This is a genomic window from Micromonospora sp. NPDC048898, assembly GCF_043198035.1.
Lineage (GTDB): Bacteria > Actinomycetota > Actinomycetes > Mycobacteriales > Micromonosporaceae > Micromonospora.
This window is the reverse complement of sequence record NZ_JBICUF010000004.1, coordinates 60,723-80,336: the sequence shown is the minus strand read 5'-3', so window position 1 is coordinate 80,336 and position 19,614 is coordinate 60,723. Positions and strand designations below refer to the sequence as shown.

The 19,614-nt window shown below is 70.2% G+C and carries 14 protein-coding genes; 9 read left to right on the top strand and 5 right to left on the bottom strand.

Features of this window, described 5'->3' with window-relative positions; translation table 11 throughout:
* Window positions 1-25 precede the first annotated feature (25 nt).
* Genes ACGFIQ_RS13485 through ACGFIQ_RS13475 form a run of 3 tightly spaced genes read left to right on the top strand, consistent with a single transcriptional unit; the run spans window position 26 to window position 8,911 of the window.
* Window positions 26-5,989 (top strand): type I polyketide synthase, encoded by a 5,964-nt coding sequence (locus ACGFIQ_RS13485; protein ID WP_393243339.1) that lies wholly within the window; start codon window positions 26-28, stop codon window positions 5,987-5,989.
* Between the two features lie 44 nt (window positions 5,990-6,033).
* Window positions 6,034-7,401, top strand: coding sequence for an MFS transporter (locus ACGFIQ_RS13480; protein ID WP_393243337.1), 1,368 nt, complete (start codon window positions 6,034-6,036; stop codon window positions 7,399-7,401).
* A gap of 31 nt (window positions 7,402-7,432) precedes the next feature.
* Entirely contained in the window at window positions 7,433-8,911 is a 1,479-nt protein-coding gene (locus ACGFIQ_RS13475; RefSeq protein ID WP_393243335.1) for a cytochrome P450, read from the top strand.
* A gap of 69 nt (window positions 8,912-8,980) precedes the next feature.
* Here the strand turns inward: ACGFIQ_RS13475 and ACGFIQ_RS13470 are convergent, their stop codons facing one another.
* Together ACGFIQ_RS13470 and ACGFIQ_RS13465 are read right to left on the bottom strand one after the other, a co-directional pair.
* Complete coding sequence (locus ACGFIQ_RS13470; protein ID WP_393243334.1) at window positions 8,981-9,709, bottom strand: LPXTG cell wall anchor domain-containing protein; 729 nt, start codon at window positions 9,707-9,709, stop codon at window positions 8,981-8,983.
* A 108-nt stretch (window positions 9,710-9,817) separates the two neighbouring features.
* Window positions 9,818-10,669, bottom strand: a complete 852-nt coding sequence (locus ACGFIQ_RS13465) for an aminopeptidase (protein ID WP_393243332.1) — start codon at window positions 10,667-10,669, stop codon at window positions 9,818-9,820.
* A gap of 139 nt (window positions 10,670-10,808) precedes the next feature.
* Here ACGFIQ_RS13465 and ACGFIQ_RS13460 point away from each other — a divergent pair, with 139 nt between their 5' ends.
* Window positions 10,809-11,366 (top strand): DUF4240 domain-containing protein, encoded by a 558-nt coding sequence (locus tag ACGFIQ_RS13460; protein ID WP_393243330.1) that lies wholly within the window; start codon window positions 10,809-10,811, stop codon window positions 11,364-11,366.
* Window positions 11,367-11,423: 57 nt separating this feature from the next.
* Here the strand turns inward: ACGFIQ_RS13460 and ACGFIQ_RS13455 are convergent, their stop codons facing one another.
* A complete protein-coding gene (locus ACGFIQ_RS13455) occupies window positions 11,424-12,041 on the bottom strand; it encodes a pyridoxamine 5'-phosphate oxidase family protein (protein ID WP_393243328.1) in 618 nt (205 codons plus the stop codon).
* 167 nt (window positions 12,042-12,208) lie between these two features.
* On the opposite strand from ACGFIQ_RS13455, the gene ACGFIQ_RS13450 reads away from it, so the two are divergent.
* From ACGFIQ_RS13450 to ACGFIQ_RS13440, 3 genes are read left to right on the top strand one after another with little or no spacing between them, the layout of a single operon-like run.
* Window positions 12,209-12,712 (top strand): DUF2231 domain-containing protein, encoded by a 504-nt coding sequence (locus tag ACGFIQ_RS13450; protein WP_393243326.1) that lies wholly within the window; start codon window positions 12,209-12,211, stop codon window positions 12,710-12,712.
* Window positions 12,712-13,263, top strand: a complete 552-nt coding sequence (locus ACGFIQ_RS13445) for an Hsp20/alpha crystallin family protein (RefSeq protein WP_393243324.1) — start codon at window positions 12,712-12,714, stop codon at window positions 13,261-13,263. The genes ACGFIQ_RS13450 and ACGFIQ_RS13445 overlap by 1 nt, the downstream gene beginning before the upstream one ends.
* A gap of 8 nt (window positions 13,264-13,271) precedes the next feature.
* The gene (locus ACGFIQ_RS13440; RefSeq protein WP_393243322.1) at window positions 13,272-14,378 is read left to right on the top strand and encodes a glycosyltransferase family 9 protein; all 1,107 of its coding nucleotides are present in this window, start codon (window positions 13,272-13,274) and stop codon (window positions 14,376-14,378) included.
* 1 nt (window position 14,379) lies between these two features.
* Here the strand turns inward: ACGFIQ_RS13440 and ACGFIQ_RS13435 are convergent, their stop codons facing one another.
* Both ACGFIQ_RS13435 and rfaE2 read right to left on the bottom strand, forming a co-directional pair.
* The gene (locus ACGFIQ_RS13435) at window positions 14,380-15,258 is read right to left on the bottom strand and encodes a glycosyltransferase family 2 protein (RefSeq protein WP_393243320.1); all 879 of its coding nucleotides are present in this window, start codon (window positions 15,256-15,258) and stop codon (window positions 14,380-14,382) included.
* Complete coding sequence (rfaE2, locus tag ACGFIQ_RS13430; protein WP_393243318.1) at window positions 15,255-17,075, bottom strand: D-glycero-beta-D-manno-heptose 1-phosphate adenylyltransferase; 1,821 nt, start codon at window positions 17,073-17,075, stop codon at window positions 15,255-15,257. The genes ACGFIQ_RS13435 and rfaE2 overlap by 4 nt, the downstream gene beginning before the upstream one ends.
* A 155-nt stretch (window positions 17,076-17,230) precedes the next feature.
* Here rfaE2 and ACGFIQ_RS13425 point away from each other — a divergent pair, with 155 nt between their 5' ends.
* Both ACGFIQ_RS13425 and ACGFIQ_RS13420 read left to right on the top strand, forming a co-directional pair.
* Window positions 17,231-17,770, top strand: coding sequence for a type 1 glutamine amidotransferase domain-containing protein (locus ACGFIQ_RS13425; protein ID WP_393243316.1), 540 nt, complete (start codon window positions 17,231-17,233; stop codon window positions 17,768-17,770).
* A 164-nt stretch (window positions 17,771-17,934) separates the two neighbouring features.
* A complete protein-coding gene (locus ACGFIQ_RS13420) occupies window positions 17,935-19,611 on the top strand; it encodes an MDR family MFS transporter (protein ID WP_393243315.1) in 1,677 nt (558 codons plus the stop codon).
* Window positions 19,612-19,614 lie beyond the last annotated feature (3 nt).

Below are 19,614 nucleotides of genomic sequence, written 5' to 3'. Positions count from 1 at the left end.
CGTCCGCGCGACCGGACCGGAGGGCATGAGCATGGCCGCGGACCAGACCGCCGTCGTCGAGGCGCTGCGCAGGTCGCTCAAGGACAACGAGCGCCTGCGGCAGCAGAACCGGCGCCTCGTCGCCCAGGCCACCGAGCCGCTCGCCATCGTCGGCATGTCCTGCCGGTACGCCGGTGGCGCCAGCTCACCCGAGAAGCTCTGGGAGCTCCTGGTGAACGGCGGCGACGCGGTGACCGGTCTGCCCACCGATCGCGGCTGGGACCTGGAGCGCCTGTACGACCCGGACCCCGACCAGGTCGGCCACGTGTACGCCAGCGGCGGTGGCTTCGTCGACGGCGTCGGCGACTTCGACGCGGACTTCTTCGGCATCAGCCCCCGAGAGGCGGTCGCGCTCGACCCGTCGCAGCGGCTCATGTTGGAGTCGTCGTGGGAGGCGCTCGAGGACGCCGGTATCGACCCGGCCTCGTTGCGCGGCAGCGACACCGGCGTCTTCTGCGGCGCGGTCACCTCCGACTACGGCGGCGCAGTCCCGGCCGAGCTGGAAGGCCTGCGGCTGACGGGTTCCACCAGCAGTGTGGTGTCCGGGCGGGTGGCGTACACGCTGGGTCTGGAAGGTCCCGCGGTGTCGGTGGACACAGCGTGTTCGTCGTCGCTGGTCGCGTTGCACCTGGCGGGTCAGTCGCTGCGGTCCGGGGAGTGCTCCCTGGCCCTGGTGTCGGGCGTGACGGTGCTGGCCGGGCCGTTCCTGCTCGTGGAGTTCAGCCGGCAGCGCGGCCTGGCGCCGGACGGCCGGTGCAAGCCGTACGCGGCGGGCGCGGACGGCACCGGTTTCTCCGACGGCGTCGGAACCCTGGTGGTCGAGCGACTGTCGGACGCCAAGCGCAACGGTCACCGGATCCTTGCCGTGGTGCGTGGGTCCGCGATCAACCAGGACGGTGCCTCGAATGGTTTGACGGCCCCGAATGGTCCGTCGCAGGAGCGGGTGATTCGGCAGGCCCTGGCCAGCGCAGGTCTCACGGGGGGTGAGGTCGACGCGGTCGAGGGGCATGGCACGGGGACTCGGTTGGGTGATCCGATCGAGGCGCAGGCGTTGTTGGCGACGTATGGCCAGGATCGCGAGTCGCCGTTGTGGTTGGGGTCGGTGAAGTCGAATATTGGTCATACGTCGGCGGCGGCGGGTGTCGCGGGTGTGATCAAGATGGTGCAGGCGATGCGGCATGAGGTGTTGCCGCAGACGTTGCATGTGGATGCGCCGTCGCCCGAGGTTGATTGGGATTCTGGTGCGGTTCGGTTGTTGACCGAGGCGCGGCAGTGGCCGGTTTCCGAGGGCCGTCCTCGCCGTGCGGGTATTTCGTCGTTCGGTATCAGTGGGACGAATGCGCACGTGATCATCGAGGAAGCCCCGGTTGTGCCGGTGGTGGAGTCGGTGCCTGTGGTGCGGCCGGTGCCGGTGGTGGTGTCGGCACGGTCGGAGCAGGCATTGCAGGCGCAGCTTGGTCGGTGGGCCGCGCTGGACGGTGACGTGCGTGATATCGCGTTTTCAGCGGCGACGACCCGGGCACATCTACCGTTTCGGGCAGCGGTCGTAGCCACTGACCGGCCGGATTTCAGCACGGTGCTGCGGGGGCGGGTTCTCAGCGGTAAAACGGCGGTGATGTTCACCGGTCAGGGTGCGCAACGAGCCGGGATGGGTGTGGATCTGGCGACGGTGTATCCGTTGTTCGCGGAAGTGTATGACGAGGTTTGTTCCCGCTTCGATCGTGATCCGCGGTCGTTGTCGGTGGAGTTGTTGAATGATACGGCGTTTACGCAGCCGGCGTTGTTCGCGGTTGAGGTGGCGTTGTATCGGTTGGTGGAGTCGTTGGGGGTTCGTCCGGATTATCTGATCGGTCATTCGGTGGGTGAGATCGCGGCTGCGCATGTCGCGGGTGTGTTGTCCCTGGATGATGCGTGCACGTTGGTGGCGGCGCGGGGTCGGTTGATGGGTGCGTTGCCTGCTGGTGGGGCGATGGTCGCGGTTCAGGCTGATGAGGCTGAGGTCCTGGCGACTCTGCCGGAGGGTTTGTCGGTGGCTGCGGTCAACGGTCCGCAGGCGGTCGTGGTGTCCGGCGACGCGGCGGTGATCGACGTGTGGTTGCCGCAGTGGGCTGGTCGGAAGACCACCCGGTTGACGGTCAGTCATGCGTTCCATTCGGCGTTGATGGATCCGATGCTGGCCGAGTTCGGGCAGGTCGCGGAAACGTTGACGTGGAGTCCGGCGCAGATGCCGGTGGTTTCGAATGTGACAGGTGTGTTGGCTGGTCCGGAGTTGAGTTCTCCGGAGTATTGGGTGCGGCATGTGCGGGAGGCGGTCCGCTTCCACGACGGTGTGCAGGTGTTGCACCAGCTGGGGGTGCGGCGTTTCCTGGAGTTGGGTCCGGATGCGGTGTTGACCGCGATGGCTCGGCAGAGTGTCGATGACGCCCTGTTCGTGGGTGCGTTGCGCAAGAACCGGGATGAGGCGGAAACCTTCGCGGGGTTCTTGGCTCAGGCGCATATCGCTGGTGTTGATCTGGACTGGGCGGCCGTCATCCCCGACGGTCGGCGGGTTGATTTGCCGACGTATGCGTTCCAGCACCAGCGGTACTGGCTGAACCCGGCCACGACCGGTGATCCTGCCGCCGCGGGCCTCACCGCTGTCGACCATCCACTGCTGACCGCCGCCGTCCTGCTCGGCGACCGCGACGAGTGGCTGTTCACCGGACGCATCTCGCAGGAGTCCGCCCCGTGGCTCGGCGACCACGTCGTCCTCGGCATGGTCATCGTCCCCGGCACCGCGTTCGTCGAGCTGGCCGCCGCGGCCGGCCGGCACGCCGGCACGCCGACGATCGAGGAGCTGGTCTTCGAGGCGCCCCTGATCCTGCCGGAGACCGTCGAGGCGCGCCTGCAGGTGACCGTCGGCGAATCCGACCCGGGCGGCCGTCGCGAAGTGGTGATCACGTCACGGCGGCCCGGCGACACCGCGCCCCACCGGCACGCTCGCGGCACTCTGGTCGCCGCGGACTCGGAGCAGGACTGGTGGCAGCCGGAGCAGTGGCCGCCGGCCGGCACTGAACCGATCTCGGTGGACGACCTCTACACCCGGCTCACCGAGGTCGGCTTCGACTACGGCACCGCCTTCCAGGGCGTCCGGGCGGCCTGGCGCAACGGCACTGATGTGTACGCCGACGTGGCCCTGCCGGACGAGCACGCCGACGGGGCGCGCGGGTTCGGCCTGCACCCGGCGCTGTTCGACGCCTCGCTGCACAGCGGGCTCGGCTGGGTCGACCGCGGCTCGGCCGGGCTGCCGTTCTCCTGGACCGGGGTCCGCTTCGGACACAACGGCCTGGCGCAGGTGCGGGTCCGGATCGGCTCGGAGGCACCGTCGACGCTGCGGCTCGACATCGTCGGCGAGCACGGCGAAGCGGTCGCCGGCATCGACCGTCTCGTGTTCCGGCCGGTCGAGCCGGCGCAACTCGAGGCGGCGCAGCGGACCGGCGACAAGACACCGTTCCGGGTCGACTGGGTCCGGGCCGCCACCGCCGCTTCGCAGCCGGTCCGCAGCACGCGGATCACTTCCGGCGCCGACCTGACCGCTCTGGAGGCCGCGCTGGCGGACGGCGTGGCGGCACCGGACATGGTGGTCGCCGAGCTCGCCGTCGCCGACACGACGGGTGTGGTGGCGGCCGCCCACGCGCTGACCACGCAGACGTTGCAGTTGCTGCAGTTGTGGCTGGCGAGCGAACGGCTGGGCGGCACCCGTCTGGTGGTGGTGACGCGTGGGGCGGTGGCGGTGGGTTTGGAGGCGCCTGATTTGGTGCAGGCGCCGGTGTGGGGGTTGGTGCGTAGTGCTCAGTCTGAGCATCCGGATCGGTTTTTGTTGGTGGATGTTGAGCCGGGTGTGGGGTTGCCTGATTTTGGGGTTTTGGTTGGGGTGGATGAGCCGCAGGTTGCGGTGCGTGGTGGTCGGGTGTTTGTGCCGCGGTTGGTGGCGGTGTCTGAGTCGGTTGGTTCGGCTTTGGTTTTGGATCCGGATAGGACGGTGTTGATTACGGGTGGTACTGGTGGTTTGGGTGCGGTGTTTGCTCGGCATGTGGTGCGGGCGTATGGGGTGAAGCGGTTGTTGTTGGTGAGTCGGCGTGGTCCGGCGGCGGTGGGTGTGGATGCGTTGGTGGCGGAGTTGGGTGGGTTGGGTGCGGTGGTGGAGGTGCGGGCGTGTGATGTGGCGGATCGTGGTCAGTTGGTGGAGTTGTTGGGTTCGGTGCGGTTGGGTGCGGTGGTGCATGCGGCGGGTGTGTTGGATGACGGTGTGGTGGAGTCGTTGTCGGTTGGGCAGGTGGGTCGGGTGTTGCGGCCGAAGGTTGATGCGGGGTTGTATTTGCATGAGTTGACGGTGGGGATGGATCTGTCGGCGTTTGTGGTGTTCTCGTCGGTGGCGGCGTTGATGGGTAGTCCGGGTCAGGGTAATTACGCGGCGGCGAATGCTTTCTTGGATGCGTTGGCGTTGCGGCGTCGTGCGGAGGGTTTGGTGGGGACGTCGTTGGCGTGGGGTTTGTGGGCTGAGGCGGCTGGTATGGGTGGTGGTTTGGATGGGGCTGAGGTGGCCCGGTTGGAGCGTATGGGTGCGTCGGCTTTGTCTGGTGAGTTGGGTGTGGAGTTGTTTGATGCTTCGTTGAGGTTGGATGAGGCGTTGGTGGTGCCGGTGCGGTTGGATTTTGGTGTGTTGCGGGTGGCGGCGCGGGCGGGGATGTTGCCGCCGTTGTTGCGGGGTTTGGTGAAGGTGCCGGCCAGACGCGCTGCTGCCGGTGGGTCACTCGCCCAGCGACTGGCCGGCGTGCCCCGTACGGAGTGGGAGATCATCGCCCTGGGTCTGGTCAAGGCCCAGGTCGCAGGCGTTCTCGGGCACACCGACCCGGACGGCGTCGAGGCCAACAGCGGCTTCAAGGAGCTCGGCTTCGACTCCCTGGCCGCCGTCGAACTGCGCAACCGGCTGAGCCGGGCGAGCGGCGTACGGCTGCCGTCGACCCTGGTCTTCGACCATCCCAGCCCGGCCGCCGTCGCCCGGTTGCTGCTGGCGGAGATCGGCGACGCGCCGCTCACGTCGTCGACCGGCGCCGCGGCGATCACGGCCGTACCGGCGAACGGCCACGGCACTCTCGGCACCCTGCTGCGGCACGCCTACGCCGAGGGCGCTATCAGCCGGGCGGTGCCGCTGCTGACCGAGGCGTCCCGCTTCCAAGCCAGCTTCAGCACCGCGGCGGAACTCGGCGACACCTCCGGGTACGTGGTGCAGCTCGCCTCGGGCGGGCCGGACGCCGCCGCGCCGAAGCTCGTATGCGTCCCGTCGTTCGTGGTCGGCTCCGGACCGCACCAGTTCATGCGCTTTGCCGACCGCTTCGAGGGCCGGCGCGACGTGTACGTCTGCTCGCTGCCCGGCTTCCGCGGCGACGACCCGGCACCGGCCTCGTGGAGTGCCGCTGTCGACGTGCTTGCCGAGTCCATCCGCCAGGCCGTCGGCGACTCGCCGTTCGTCCTGGTGGGTTACTCGATCGGCGGCGTCGTCGCGCACTCGCTGGCGACCCGGTTCGAGGCCGCCGGCACCCCGCCGGCCGGCCTGATCATGATCGACACCCCGACGCCGGAGGGTGAGCAGGAGAGCAACCGGGTCTTCGCGATGGTGATGACCGAGATCCTCGAACGCGGCAACGAGGCGATCTCCATCGACGACGCGAACTGGCTCGCGATGGGCACCTGGATGCGGCTGCTCGCGGAGCGGCCGCGGGACCGGGTCGCCGCCGCCACGCTGCTCATCCGGGCCGGGAAACCGTTGCCCACCAACACGTCTGCCGAACACTGGCCGTCCTGGGAGGTGGGTGCCGAGCAGGTCGAGGTGCCGGCGGACCACTTCGCCCTCATCGAATCCGCGGTGGACGAGACGATCGCCGCTACCGAACGGTGGTTGATCCGATGACGCAGGGGCTGACAACTCCACGTGTGCACACTGCCGCGCCGGACATGCGGCACCGTGGACTGTCGCTCGCGGTTATCCTGGTCGGCGTCTTCGTCTGCTCGCTGGACCTGTTCATCGTCAACATCGCCTTCCCGAACCTGGCGATCGAGTGGCCGTCGTCGAGCCTGAGCGACCTGTCCTGGGTGCTCAGCGCGTACGCCATCACGTTCGCCGCCCTGCTGATGCCGGCCGGCTGGTGGGCCGACCGCTACGGGCGCAAGCGCGCGTTCCTGGCGGGGCTACTGCTGTTCACCGTCGCCTCCGCGGCGTGCGCCCTGGCGCCGTCGCTGCTGGTCCTGGTGGTGTCGCGGATTCTCCAGGCGGCCGGCGGCGCGCTGATGCTGCCCAGTTCACTGGGGTTGCTGCTGCCGCTGTTCACGCCCGCCCGCCGCGGCGCCGCGGTTGGCCTGTGGTCCGCGATGGCAGGTGCCGCCGCGGCCTTCGGCCCGCCCATCGGCGGCGTGCTGGTGCAGATCGGCTGGCGCTGGGTGTTCCTGGTCAATCTGCCGATCGGTGTGGCCGCCATCCTGATCGGGCTGCGCACCCTGCCGGAGATCCGCGAGAAGGCGCGTACGGCGCCCGACGTGCTCGGCGCGCTGGTGCTCGCCACGACGGTGGCGGCGACCGTGGCGGCCATCGTGCAGGGCGAGTCGTGGGGCTGGACCAGCCCGCGCGTCGTCGGCCTGTTCACGGTCGGCGTGCTCGGCGTCGGCTTCAGTGGGTGGCGTGCCCGGCGGCACCCGGCACCGATCATCGAGCCGGCGCTGCTGCGGGTGCCCGGGGTCGCCCTCGGCAACCTGGCCACCATGCTGTTCTTCGGTGGCTTCGGCGCGATGGTCCTGGCGACCACGCTGTTCCTCACCGGGGTCTGGCAGCACTCGGTGCTGCGTGCCGGTCTGGAGATCGCTCCGGGACCGATCATGGCGGCGTTCTTCGCGGTGCCCGGCGGGCTGCTGTCCGCCCGTTACGGACCGCGGCTGGTCGGTTTCACGGGCGGCGTCCTGTTCGCGGCCGGCGGAGTCTGGTGGGCGCTGGCCACCACCGCCACCCCTCAGTACGCCGCCACGGTCCTGCCGGCCGGCCTGATCGCCGGCATCGGCTCTGGGCTGGTCATGCCCAGCCTGTCCGCGGCGGCCACGCTGCCGCTGCCACCGGAACGCTTCGCCACCGGAACCGCCCTGTCGTCGATGTGCCGGCAGGTCGGGCTCGCCCTCGGAGTGGCGGTCGTCGTGGCCGTCCTTGGCGTCCGGCCGGACGTCGGCGCATTCCATACGACGTGGCTGTTCATGGCGGGCTGCGGCCTCGCCGGTGGCGTCGCCCTGCTTGCGATCCGTGGTGGACGTGGCCGTTCCCAGCACCTCAGCAACACGTGACGTGACCTGATCGACGAGAAGGGTGACAGAGGTGGATGTTCCGAACCCGGTCCCGGCAGATGCCCAGGACCAGACCGACAAGTGTCCGGTCGACCACGGCGCAGCGCTCGCGCCGGCCGCCGTGAACGGCGAACCGGCCCGGGCGACCCGGCGGATGGCCACCCCGGCCAGTGCCCTACCCGGTCCAAAGACCCTGCCGGCGCTGCAGATCCTGCGTTACTGGAAGCGGCCGGACTGGTTCGTCGAGCAGTGCCGCGAACAGTTCGGGAGCCGGTTCGCGCTGCGCATCCGGATCCCACCGCGCCCGCTGTACGTCCTGTCGGACCCCGAGGACGTCAAGACGATGTTCATGGCGCCGGCCGACGTGCTGCACACCGGCAACGGCTCCGCCACCATCGAGAAGTTCACCGGGCAGACCGGCCTGGCCTGGCTGGACGAGAACCCGCACAACGTGCGCCGCCGCCTCATCATGCCGAGCATGCACGGCAAGGCGCTGCAACGCATCGAGGCGTCGATCGACAAGATGGCCGTCGCGGAGATCGCGACCTGGCCGCGCGACCGGCCGGTGGCGATGCACCCGCTGATCCACCGGTTCACCCTCAACGTCATCCGCGAGGTCATCTTCGGCAGGAAGGGCCCGAGCAACTGGGACGAGCTGATCAGCGTCCTGATCGACATGATGTCGCTGAACAACCGGATGGCGTCGGCCGCCGTGATCCACAAGATGTCCCCGAAGATGGTCCGCAGGCTTGCCAGGATCAAACCGCTCGGCCTGGGTGACTTCTTCAAGCAGCGCGCGCGGTGCGACGCCCTGATCGCCGATGCGGTCAAGGAGCACCAGGCCACCGCCGAGCTGGGCGACGACATGCTGTCCGTCCTGCTGAAGATCAAGCACGAGGATGGTTCGCCGCTGACCGCGGTGGAACTGCGCGACGAGATGATGACCATCTTCCTGGCCGGCACCGAGACGACCGCCTCCGCGATCGCCTGGGGCTTCGAGTACCTGAGCCGCAACCACGAGGCCCGGGAACGGCTGATCGCCGAGATCGACGCGGGGGAGAGCGACGACTACCTCACCGCCACCGTGAACGAGGTGCTGCGGCTGCGGCCGTCCATCCCACAGATCATCCCGCGCGAGGTGATGAAGCCGATCGAGATCGGCGGGGTGCTCTTCGAGCCGGGCATGCTGCTCTGGGCCAGCGCCTACCTGCTGCACCGGGACCCGGCGCTCTACCCGGACCCGGACGCGTTCAAGCCGGAACGCTTCGTGGGCGTCAAGCCCGGCACCTACACCTGGATCCCGTTCGGCGGCGGGCGGATCCGTTGCCTCGGCGCGTCCATCGCGCTGATCGAGATGAAGGTGGTGTTCCGGGAGGTTCTGCGCCAGCACCTGCTGGTGCGCCCGGAGCCGGGGCCGGAGAAGACTCGCAGCCGCAGCGTCTCCACCCTGCCGGCGAACGGCCCCCGCATGGAACTGCGGGAGCGGACCCGCGCCAGCAGCTTGGCCTGACCGTGCCGGCGGCCCGCCCGGAAAAGTCCGGGCGGGCCGCCGTCAGGTGCGCTGGGCGCGTCGAGCGAGCTATGCCACGAAGCGGGAACGGCGTCGGCGTCCGATCAGGTAACCCACGCCGCCGAGGAGCAGCAGCGCACCGCCGATGCTGGCCACGGTCACGGTGTTGGCGCCGGTGACAGGCAGCCCACCGCCCTCGCCGCCGGAGGCGCCCAGGCTGGCGGAGGACGTGGGGGTCGGTGCAACAGTCGTCGTGGCGCTCGGCGTCGCGCTGGGCGTACCACTGGGCGTGGCGCTCGGCGTCGGCGTCGGCTGAGGGGCACAGTCAAGCGCACGTGCGGCGTACAGGCCGTCGTTGAGGTAGGCCAGGTAGGTGTCGACGGACCCGGCACCGAGCGTCTTCTGCGCGGACTCCTGCACCTTGGCACCAGCACCCGTCAACGTCCGGACCACCGAGACCCGCAGAGCCACTGACCAGGCATTCTGCACATCCGCCTTGAGGAATGCGCGGAGTTCTTCGGTGGTGCCCTTCAGTCGCTCCTCGATGACGTCCGGCAGAACGGGCAACTTCTCTTCGGTCGCCGTGTCCAGGATCCGATAGGCCAACAACCGCAGCTGCGCGGTGGTGGCGGTGTCCAGATCAGTGGTGAGCCACGTGCGAATGTCCGTGTACGTCTTGCGCTCGACAGTCTGGCAGGCCTCGTTCAGCCCGGGTGATCCGGCTTGCGCCACCGCCGGTGCCGCCGGAATCAGAAAGGCCAGCGCTATCAGGGCGCCGGCCGGGAACTTCCACCGCATGCGGGTCTTCCTCCCCGTTGTAGATCAAAACATGCAGATATTACCGACGGTGGGCGGAAGGCCAAGAAGGGGTGGGCGAAGGGCCGGAGGCCGCAATTCAGATCTGTGCTACGCGGAAGGAGTCGGGGTCTCCCGGGAACTGCGCAGCGCGCCGACGGCCGTCAGCCCTGCTCCGGCCAGCGCGGTTGCCCTCTCCACGGCCGACGACACCTCAAGCGAGTCTTTCGCTGACGTGCCCACCCTCATCCCCAATTGCAGGATGGCGTCCTGGCCCGGATTGACCGTGTCCCACCAGCCCGACCACAGTCCGGCGAGATTCGAGTACACGTCGGCCGTTGCGAGCGACAGCAGGAACAACCCCACCGGGAGCAGCCAACGGCGGTCGGCCCGCCATCCGGACAGCGCGAGTGCCCCCATGGTCACGAGGGCAGCGAGCAGCGCCGGCCACACAGTTGCGAGCAGATCCGGCAGAGGGTAGTCGACGAACTCCCGGCTGGAGTCCAGCCCGAACCAGGCGAGCAGCAGCAGCGCGAGGACCGCCGTCGCCACACCCCGCCGCCTGCCGCGGGCCGGTAGTGCCAACACACCGGCGGCGAGACAGACGACGCCTAGCGCCAGACCCAGCGCGGCGAGCCGCTGCCTGTCGATGGAGTCCCGCCATGGCCCCACTATGGACGCCTCCGCTGCCGCTGGCCCATATGCCGCCCAGCCCACCTCGACGGCCTGCTCCTGGTGCCAGAGCAGCCTCATGGCCGCCACCACGGCAAGGAGGCCGATGCCCGCGGCGACGGCCCACCGCACGCGACGCGCACCGCGACCCAGCAGGACGTGGCCGAGCAGTGCGAGCAGCATGACCAGGCCGAACTGCAACGACGCGGCTGTCATGGCGAGCAGCGCGGTCGCAGCCGAGAGCACTCCGGCCGCGACGGATGCGACGAGCAGGCCGAACGGAAGGCGCATGGCCGAGATCGTGACACGTGGGTCGGAATCGCGTGGTCCCAGCCGAGCGGTGTGGGACGGGCGTTGGATTGGCGGGGTGGCCGTCGCCGGCAGTTGGCCGGCGGCCGGGAGTGTCGGTGGCTGTCGATACGGTCCGGCGGTGACCGTGACCACCGATGCCCCTCCGACGTTGCCCACCCCCGCCGACGAGGCCCGGCTGTGGTCGCTCATCGAGGCGGCGTGGGCCGAGTTGGGTGCCGAGCCATCGGCGCTGCGGCTGGCCCTCGTCGAGCGTGACCCCGCCGATGATGACGACCGCGACGACGATGACGACCCGTCCCACGCGATCGACGCCTGGCTCGACGCCTTCCTGACCCGGTTGCGGCGCCTGACCGCCGAGCTGAGCGGGCAGGAGTTGACCGACCTCGACCGGGTGGTGGAACGCAAGCTGTACGACATCGACCGGGAGGACATCCACGAGGTGACCGACGGGTCGGACGACGGCTTCCTCTACTGCCGGGGCTTCATCGTCGCCCTCGGTCGGGCGTTCTACGAGGCGGTCCGCGCCGACCCCGCGATGGCCGTGTCGGACGCCGACTGCGAAGAGATGTGCTACTTCTTCGCGCACCTGCACAACGAGCGGTTCGGTTCCTGGCCGGAGACCGGCTCCGGCATCTCCCGGGAGTCGTTCGGCAACGCGTCCGGCTGGTCGGCCTGACCGACATCATCCGCGTCATTTGGCGGCGAGCAGACCCAGCCGGACGCCCCGGGCCGGTCAGGCGTAGATGTTCTTGGCGTACTCCGGGCCGTAGTACCGCTCCAGGTCCTCCAGGCTCACCACCGGCGCCTCGACCTCCTTGATCAGGCGGGGGCGGGACGGCAGCACGTCGGGTTGCCAGGTCTCCGGCTGCCACAGCGCGGACCGCAGGAACGCCTTCGCGCAGTGGTAGAAGATCTGCTCGATCTCCACCACCACGGCGAGCACCGGCCGGTGTCCCTTGACCACCATGTCGTCGAACCAGGGCGCGTCGCTGAGCAGGCGGGCCCGCCCGTTGATCCGCAGCGTGTCGGTGCGCCCCGGGATCAGGAAGAGCAACCCGACGTGTGGGTTGTCCAGGATGTTTCGGTAACCGTCGGCCCGCCTGTTGCCGGGCCGCTCGGGCAGCGCGATGGTCGTGTCGTCCAGCACCATGGCGAACCCGGCCGGGTCGCCCTTGGGGGAGACGTCGCAGCTGCCGTCCGCACCGGCGGTGGCCAGCAGGCAGAACGGCGACGCGGCGAGCCACTCACGGTCCCGCTCGTGCAGCCGTTGGCGTTCCTTGTTGGCGGCCCGCGCGGTTGGTGCCCCGAGCAACTCGCGCAGTTCCTCGTGCGAAGTGATCTCCACCGTCACGTGATCCTCCCTCAGGCGTTGACCCGTTGGCGGGGCACCGCCATTCGTCAGCCTAGGCCGCCGTGACCAGGGTGAGGTTTGTGCACGGTTGCCGGGGGTAGGGCCTCACCCGACGCGCCCGCCGCACGAGACCGTTCCGCAGGACGCCAACCAGTGGAGGCCGGGAGATGGAGAGCCGACTCAAGGTACTGGGTCATCCAGTCCATCCGATGCTCGTCATGTTCCCGGTCGCGTTGCTGGCCACGGCGGTGCTGTTCGACGTGGTCGACACCGTCGGTGGCCCTGACCTGCTCGGCGAGGTCGCGTACTGGAACATCACCGTCGGCCTGATCGGCGGTCTTCTCGCGGCGGCGGCCGGCTCGTTCGACCTGCTGGCCATCCCGACCGGCACCCGCGCCAAGCGGGTGGGTCTGCTGCACGCCGCCGCCAACGTCGCGGTGATCCTGCTCTTCGCCGCGGTGTGGGCCGTCCGGCTCAACGCCGACTCCCGGGCCGCGGGCGGTGCCCTCGTCGCCATCGAGGTGGTCGCGGTGGGGATCCTCGGCATCAGCGCCTGGCTGGGTGGCGAGCTTGTCGACCGGCTCGGTGTGGGCGTCGACCGCGACGCCGGCCTGGACGCGCCCAGCTCACTGCGGCCGCAAACTTCCACCCAGCGGATCGGAGAGGTGTGATGAGCGAACAGCAGGCCGGCGGATTCGGTCGGGGCTGGCGGGGCGGCCGGCAGCAGGGCTGGGACCCGATGGGGGAGTTGCAGTCGCTGCGCGCCGAGCTGAGTCGCCTGGTCGGCGGCCGGGCCGGCGCGTCCGACGTCGACCTGGCCGAGACCGCGGACGGCTGGGAGGTAGTCGTCCGGCTGCCCGGGGTGGCACCGGAGGAGGTGGCTGTCGAGTTGGACGACCTCGAATTGTGCGTACGGGCCCGCTCCGAGGCGGAGGTCAACGCCGACCAGGGCATCCCCGGTGGCTTCGAGACCCGCGGCTTCGAATACCGCGTCAACCTGCCGTCGCGGGTCGACCCGGACGCCATCGACGCGGTCATGGACCACGGCCTGCTCCGGGTCCGGTTGCCCCGGGCGATCCGGCCCACGCCGCGCACCATCACCGTCGGTCGCACCGGGCCGCGCTCCGGCAACCCCTCCACGGGTACGCCGATGCCGGCCGACCCCGCCGCGGACCGGGAGCTGCACCGCCCGGACACCGTCGGCGAGGCGGACCGGACATAGCGGGCTGCGTGGGCACTCCGTCCCTGCTCGGCCCGACCGGCGAGCGAGTCGAAGACGTGCGGCGGATCGCGGTGCTGCGCGCCAACGCACTCGGCGACTTCATCTTCGCCCTGCCGGCGCTCGACGCGTTGCGTGCCGCGTACCCGGAGGCGGAGATCGTGCTGCTCGGAGCGCCGTGGCACGCGAAGCTCTGGCGTGACCGGCCCGGCCCGGTGGACCGGGTGCTGGTGGTGCCGCCGGCGCCCGGCATCCGTGCGCCGGACCCGGGCGAGGCGGAGTCGTCGATGGACGTCTTCCTGGCCGCCGCCACGGGTGCGGGTTTCGACCTGGCGGTGCAGATCCACGGTGGCGGCGCGAACTCCAACCCGCTGATGGGTCGGCTCGGGGCTCGGGTGACAGTCGGTCTGCGCGCCGACGACGCGCCGCCACTGGACCGGTGGCTGCGATACGTCTACTACCAGCACGAGGTGATCCGCTACCTGGAGGTGGTGGCGCTGGTGGGAGCGCCGGCGACCACCATCACGCCGACGCTTGCGGTGACCGACGCCGATCGCGCCGAGGCCGCCCGGGTGCTCGGCCCGGAGCGGCGGCCCCGGGTGGCGTTGCATCCGGGCGCCACCGACACCCGTCGCCGCTGGCCTGCCGAGCGCTTCGCCGAGGTGGCCGGTGCGCTGCACGAGGACGGATACGAGGTGCTGGTCACCGGTACGCCCTCCGAGCGGGAGGTGGTGGACCGGGTGGTCGCCACGGCACAGGTGCCGGTGCGCCCACAGGTGGGCACGCTCAGCCTGGGCGGGCTGGTGGGCTGCTACGCCGACTGCGCGTTGGTCGTCTCGAACGACACCGGCCCGCTGCACCTGGCCGCCGCGGTTGGCACGCCCACGGTGGGGATCTTCTGGGTCGGCAACCTGATCAACGGGGCCAGCCCGCTGCGGGGTCGGCACCGGCCGATCAGCTCGTGGACTGTGCACTGCCCGGTGTGCGGGGTGGACTGCACGCCGGGCATCTATCCGCACCGGCCCGGCGACGGTGAGTGCCCGCACCGGGATTCCTTCGTCACCGACGTCCCGGTCATCGAGGTGGTGGAAGCAGCCCGGGAGTTACTCACCCCGTAGTTCAGGCCGGCTGCGGGGTGTCCTCGTCGGCCAGGACGACCTCCCACGCCTCCACGTCCCGGTCGGTGACGGTGGTGGGAGATTCCAGGTGGTAGGCGCCGCTGGGCAGGATGCCCGCACCACCATCGCGGGCCAACACCGCCAGCTGCGCGGCCACGTCCTCGCCCTGGTGCTTCTCCTGCACCCGACGCCAGAAGTCGAAGCCACCGGCGGCGACGAGCTTGGCCCGGTCGTACAACACGCATCCGCCGATCCAGGACACCTTGTACGCCCGCCACGCACCCGGCGGCAGCGCCAGATGTTCGGTGATGTGCAACAGGTTGGCCGCCGAGTGGATCCGCGCCCGGTTCCACTGCGGGGTGTCGGGTCGGACCCGTTCCGGCGTGGGCGAGCCGATCCACTCCTCGTAGTGCCCGTGCGAGTCCGGCCGCACGTCGTCGGCGTACGAGAGGCCGTGCACCCCGTTGCCGACGAAGCCGCAGCCCAGCTCGCCGATCGCCGTCACCAACCGGTGCAGTGTCCCCGGTTCCAGCCAGATGTCGTCGTCGAGGCTGAGGACGTACCGGGCGGTCGACGCGGCGAGCAGGTACGCCCGGTGCTCGGCCAACCCCCGGCGGGGCAGCCGGCGGGTCAGCAGCACCGGGTGACCCCGGTGCCGCAGCGCCCGGACCATGGTGGCGGCGGCGGGATGCGCGTACGCCGGGTCCCCGTCGGACTGGTCGCTGACCACCACCCCGAAGTCGGGTACCCCGTCCTGGGCGGCGAGCCCGCCCAGGGTGACAGCCAACTCGGCGGGCCGGTTCCGGGTCGGTATCAACACGTCGACCAACCGGTCGGCGCGGAACTCCGCCGGGCTGCCGAGGTCCAGGGGGCGGTTCACGACGCCTGGGTGCGGGAGCTGAGTGACGGGTCGGGCTCCCGGTCGGGGCTCTGCGGCGACGGGTCCTGACTGTGTGACCGGATCCGCTCGATGATCGCCGAGGTGGACCGGTCCGGCACGTACCCCAGGGTGTGCACCTGGCCACCCAGCCGGCGCACCAGCGGCGCCTCCGGCACCAGCTCCGGCGGGTAGTCCCCGCCCTTGACGTAGACGTCCGGCCGGACCGCCTCGATGAGCGCGGCCGGCGAGTCCTCCTCGAAGACCACCACATGGTCGACACAGGCCAGCGCGGCGAGCAGGGCTCCCCGGTCCTCGACCGGGTTGACCGGCCGGTCCGGGCCCTTCAGCCGGCGTACGCTGCCGTCCGAGTTGACCGCCACGATCAGCAGGTCACCCAACGCGCGGGCCTGCTCCAGATAGCGCACGTGCCCCCGGTGCAGCACGTCGAAGCAGCCGTTGGTGAACACCACCGACCGTCCCGCCTCGCGGTACTCGGCGACGATCGCGTCCAACTCGTCGCTGCCCACCAACGCGGGATGGCTCACGGTCTTCCGCGGTTGGTCGAGTGCGGCGAGCAGATCCTCCCGCCGGCACACGCAGGTGCCGGTGTCGGAGACGGTGATGGTGGCCGCCAACTGGGCGAGCTGCGCGGCGGTGGGCAGCGGCGCGTCGGCGGCCAGGGCCAACGTCATCGCCGCCAGGTATGCGTCGCCGGCACCCACGGCGTGGCTGGCCGGGACCGGGGTGCTGTGGCTGCGCCGCGGCTCCCCGTCGGCGCCGCCGACCACCGCCCCCTCGGTGTCCAGGGTCACCGCGACCACGTCGGCGCCGGTGTGCGCGCGCAGCTCCGCGAGGCGCGACTCCGCCAGGACGGCCCGGTCGACGCCCTCACCGGCCCGGGTGTTCACGGTGACGCCGGTGCCGGTGACGCTGAGCCCGTCGCCGGTGAGAGCCACCCGGCCCTCGCCCGGGGTGGGCTCACCGACCGGCCCCGGGTGGTTCTTGGTGACCTCGTCGGTGCGTACCCCGCCGGGTGCCGCGCCCACGGTCAACTCGGACGGGCCGTCCGACGGGTCGCCGTGCGGGTGTTCCAGGTGCAGGTCGATGCCGGTGGTCGATCGGGTAGCGCCGCTGGCTCGGGCCAGCAGCCGGGTCGCCTCGGCGAAGCTGGGCGTGACCACTGTCGGCGCGAGGCCCCGCCAGTCGGCCAGGTCGTGGGCGTCCAGCGCGACAGTGGCGTACCGCTCGCGTTGCTCGACCAGCCACGCGCGCACCGGGGCGGGCAGCGCCCCCAGGCCGTAGTCGCAGACCACCAGGGTCGGCGCCTCCCCGCCGGCGGCGGCGCGCAGCTCCTCGGTGGCGCAGCTCAGGGCGGTGAGCAGTCGGGTCACGCCCTCCGGGTCGAGCGCGTCGTCCGCGTCGCCGGAGTCCTCCCGCAACAGGATCTGGTTGCCGGCCAGCATCCGCCGCTTCACCGGGGTGGGCCGTCCGGGCTGGTTGACGGTTCGGTCCCAGACGCCCGCGCGGTCCAGACAGTCGTGCAACTCGTCGCCGGCCACGTCCGCGCCGACAGGTGCCACAAGCACCGCCCGGCCGCCGAGAGCGGCGACGTTGACCGCGGTGTTCGCGGCCCCACCGGCGGCGGAGATCCGTCGGCGCAGGGTGAGGACCGGTGCGGGCGCCTCCCGGCAGAGCCGCTCCGAGTCGGCGAAGCGCCACTCGTCCAACATGGCGTCACCGACGATCAGGACTGGGCGTTCGAGCCAGCTCTCCACGACGGTGGCGAGCCGGCGCTGTTCCGCTGCTGCTCCTGCCATGCCTCCCCGGGTCCCCAGCGCCCTCCGGGCCAAACCTGGCCCGCGCCTGAGCTGCGGCTGTGTCACCAGCGTGCCCTTGCTGCTCGGCTGGGTCGTTTCGGACGTGCGGAGCCGGGAAGGAAATTGCGGTGACCCCGGAAAGGAGACGTACCGAGATGGCAACGACACTGCAGGGCAAGCGAATCGCCTTCCTGGCCGCCGACGGCGTCGAGGAGGTCGAGTACGTCCAGCCGCGTGCGGCGGTCGAGGACGCCGGCGCGACGGTCGAGCTGGTCTCGCTCAAGCCCGGGTCCATCCAGTCCTTCAACCACCTGGACCAGTCGAAGACGTACGACGTGGATGTGACAGCGGACAAGGCGGACGCCGCCGGCTACGACGCGCTGGTGCTCCCCGGCGGCGTCGCGAACCCGGATTTCCTGCGCGGCGACCCGGACGCGGTGCGCTTCGTGAAGGCGTTCTTCGACGCGGGCAAGCCGGTCGGGGTGATCTGTCACGGTCCGTGGACGCTGATCGAGGCGGACGTGGTGCGCGGCCGACGAATCACGTCCTGGCCGACCCTTCGTACCGACCTGACCAATGCCGGCGCCACCTGGGTCGACGAGGAGTGCGTAACCGACGGCAACCTGACCAGCAGCCGCAACCCCGACGACCTCCCCGCCTTCTGCGCAAAGATCACCAAAACCTTCGCCACCTGACCCCCACCCCTGCCTGGTTGATCATGGGGTTATTGCCATCCGCCCGGCGTGTCGTGGCAATAACCCCCATGATCAACGCCGCAGACGGGGGGTGGGGTGGGGTGGGGTGGGGTGGTTTTTTGGGGTTGGGCGCATGTTCTGCGGGTTGCGGGATAGACGGGCACATGACCAGCGACACCTCCGCCGCGCCGGTGCTGAATCGTCAGCAGATCCGGCTGCTCATGTTCGGTCTGATGACCGGCATGCTGTTGGCCGCACTCGACCAGACCATCGTCGGTACGGCCCTGCCCACCATCGTCGGGGAGTTGGGCGGGATCAACCACTACTCGTGGGTGGTCACCGCGTACCTGCTCGCGTCGACGGCGTCGACACCGCTGTACGGCAAGATGGCCGACCTGTACGGGCGTCGTCCGGTCTTCCTCTTCTCGATCGGCACGTTCCTGGTCGGGTCGCTGCTGGCGGGGCTGTCGCAGAACATGACCCAGCTGATCGTCACCCGGGGCATCCAGGGTCTCGGCGCCGGTGGTCTGCTGACCCTCGCGTTCACCATCATCTCGGACGTGGTGTCAGCCCGGGAGCGTGGGCGCTACCAGGGCCTCTTCGGTGCGGTCTTCGGGATCTCGTCGGTGGCGGGGCCGCTCGTCGGTGGTTACTTCGCGGAGACCGACTGGCGCTGGATCTTCTACATCAACGTGCCGCTGGCGGTCCTGGCGATCGTGGTCTGCTACCACGTGATGCGGCTGATCCCGTTCGAACGCCGGGACCACTCGATCGACTGGCTCGGTGCCGGTCTGCTGGTCGCCGGGGTGAGCTCCCTGCTGTTGGCGTTGAGCTGGGGTGGCAACGAGTACGCCTGGGGATCGGGTGTGATCATCACGCTCTTCGTCGTCGGTGCGGTGCTGGGGGTGCTCTTCGTTCTGCAGGAGGCCCGGGTGGCCGAGCCGATCCTGCCGCTGCGGCTGTTCCGTAGCGCCACCTTCGCCCTGGCCAACGCGGCACTGCTCGTCATCGGTCTGGTGATGTTCGGTTCGATCATCTTCATCCCGCTCTACCTGCAGATCGTCAAGGGCGCCTCGCCGACCCGCAGCGGTCTGCTGATGCTGCCGATGATGGCCGGCATCATCATCACCTCGATCCTGACCGGTCGCGCGATGACCCGGATCGGCAGGTACAAGTGGTTCCCGGTGGCCGGCTCGGTGACCCTGCTGGTCGGCATGTTCCTGTTCACCCAGTTGGAGGTGGGCACCTCCCTCTGGGTCGCGTTCGGGTACATGGTGGTGATCGGCATCGGGCTGGGCCTGTGCATGCAGTCGCTGATCCTGGCGGTGCAGAACGCGGTCTCCGTCCGGGACCTGGGCGCCGGCACCTCCTCGGCGACCTTCTTCCGGTCGCTGGGCGGGTCGTTCGGGGTGGCGATCCTCGGCACGGTGCTCTCGTCCCGGCTGACCAGCGGGCTGGGTGACCGGCTGCCCGGCGCGATCGCGCAGCTCCCGCCGCAGGAGCAGGCCGCCGTGGCGGCCAGTGGCGGCACCAACATCTCGATCAACGATCCGGCCACCATCCTGGCCCTGCCGGGGCCGGTACGCGCGGCCATCCAGGGTGCCTTCGTCGACGCGTTGGACACGGTCTTCCTGACCGCCGGCCTGATCGCGATCGTGGCGGTGGTGGTCACCCTGACGCTGCCGAACACGCAACTGCGGGGTGCCGGCCCGCAGGGTGCCACCGGCGGCGCCGACCCGCTCGGCGGTGAGGCTCCGGCCCCGGGCGGCAAGCCGTTGACCCGCGAATCCAAGGAGGAGGCCGCCGCCGACATGGAGGCCAAGTCCCAGACGATGATCTGATCC

Bases quoted from the DNA above. Each gene is read 5' to 3' on its own strand.
- ACGFIQ_RS13425 (WP_393243316.1), top strand. From the start codon at position 17,231: ATGGCAACGACACTGCAGGGCAAGCGAATCGCCTTCCTGGCCGCCGAC.
- ACGFIQ_RS13420 (WP_393243315.1), top strand. From the start codon at position 17,935: ATGACCAGCGACACCTCCGCCGCGCCGGTGCTGAATCGTCAGCAGATC.
- ACGFIQ_RS13480 (WP_393243337.1), top strand. From the start codon at position 6,034: ATGCGGCACCGTGGACTGTCGCTCGCGGTTATCCTGGTCGGCGTCTTC.
- ACGFIQ_RS13470 (WP_393243334.1), bottom strand. From the start codon at position 9,709: ATGCGGTGGAAGTTCCCGGCCGGCGCCCTGATAGCGCTGGCCTTTCTG.
- ACGFIQ_RS13445 (WP_393243324.1), top strand. From the start codon at position 12,712: ATGAGCGAACAGCAGGCCGGCGGATTCGGTCGGGGCTGGCGGGGCGGC.
- ACGFIQ_RS13485 (WP_393243339.1), top strand. From the start codon at position 26: ATGAGCATGGCCGCGGACCAGACCGCCGTCGTCGAGGCGCTGCGCAGG.
- ACGFIQ_RS13450 (WP_393243326.1), top strand. From the start codon at position 12,209: ATGGAGAGCCGACTCAAGGTACTGGGTCATCCAGTCCATCCGATGCTC.
- rfaE2 (WP_393243318.1), bottom strand. From the start codon at position 17,075: ATGGCAGGAGCAGCAGCGGAACAGCGCCGGCTCGCCACCGTCGTGGAG.
- ACGFIQ_RS13465 (WP_393243332.1), bottom strand. From the start codon at position 10,669: ATGCGCCTTCCGTTCGGCCTGCTCGTCGCATCCGTCGCGGCCGGAGTG.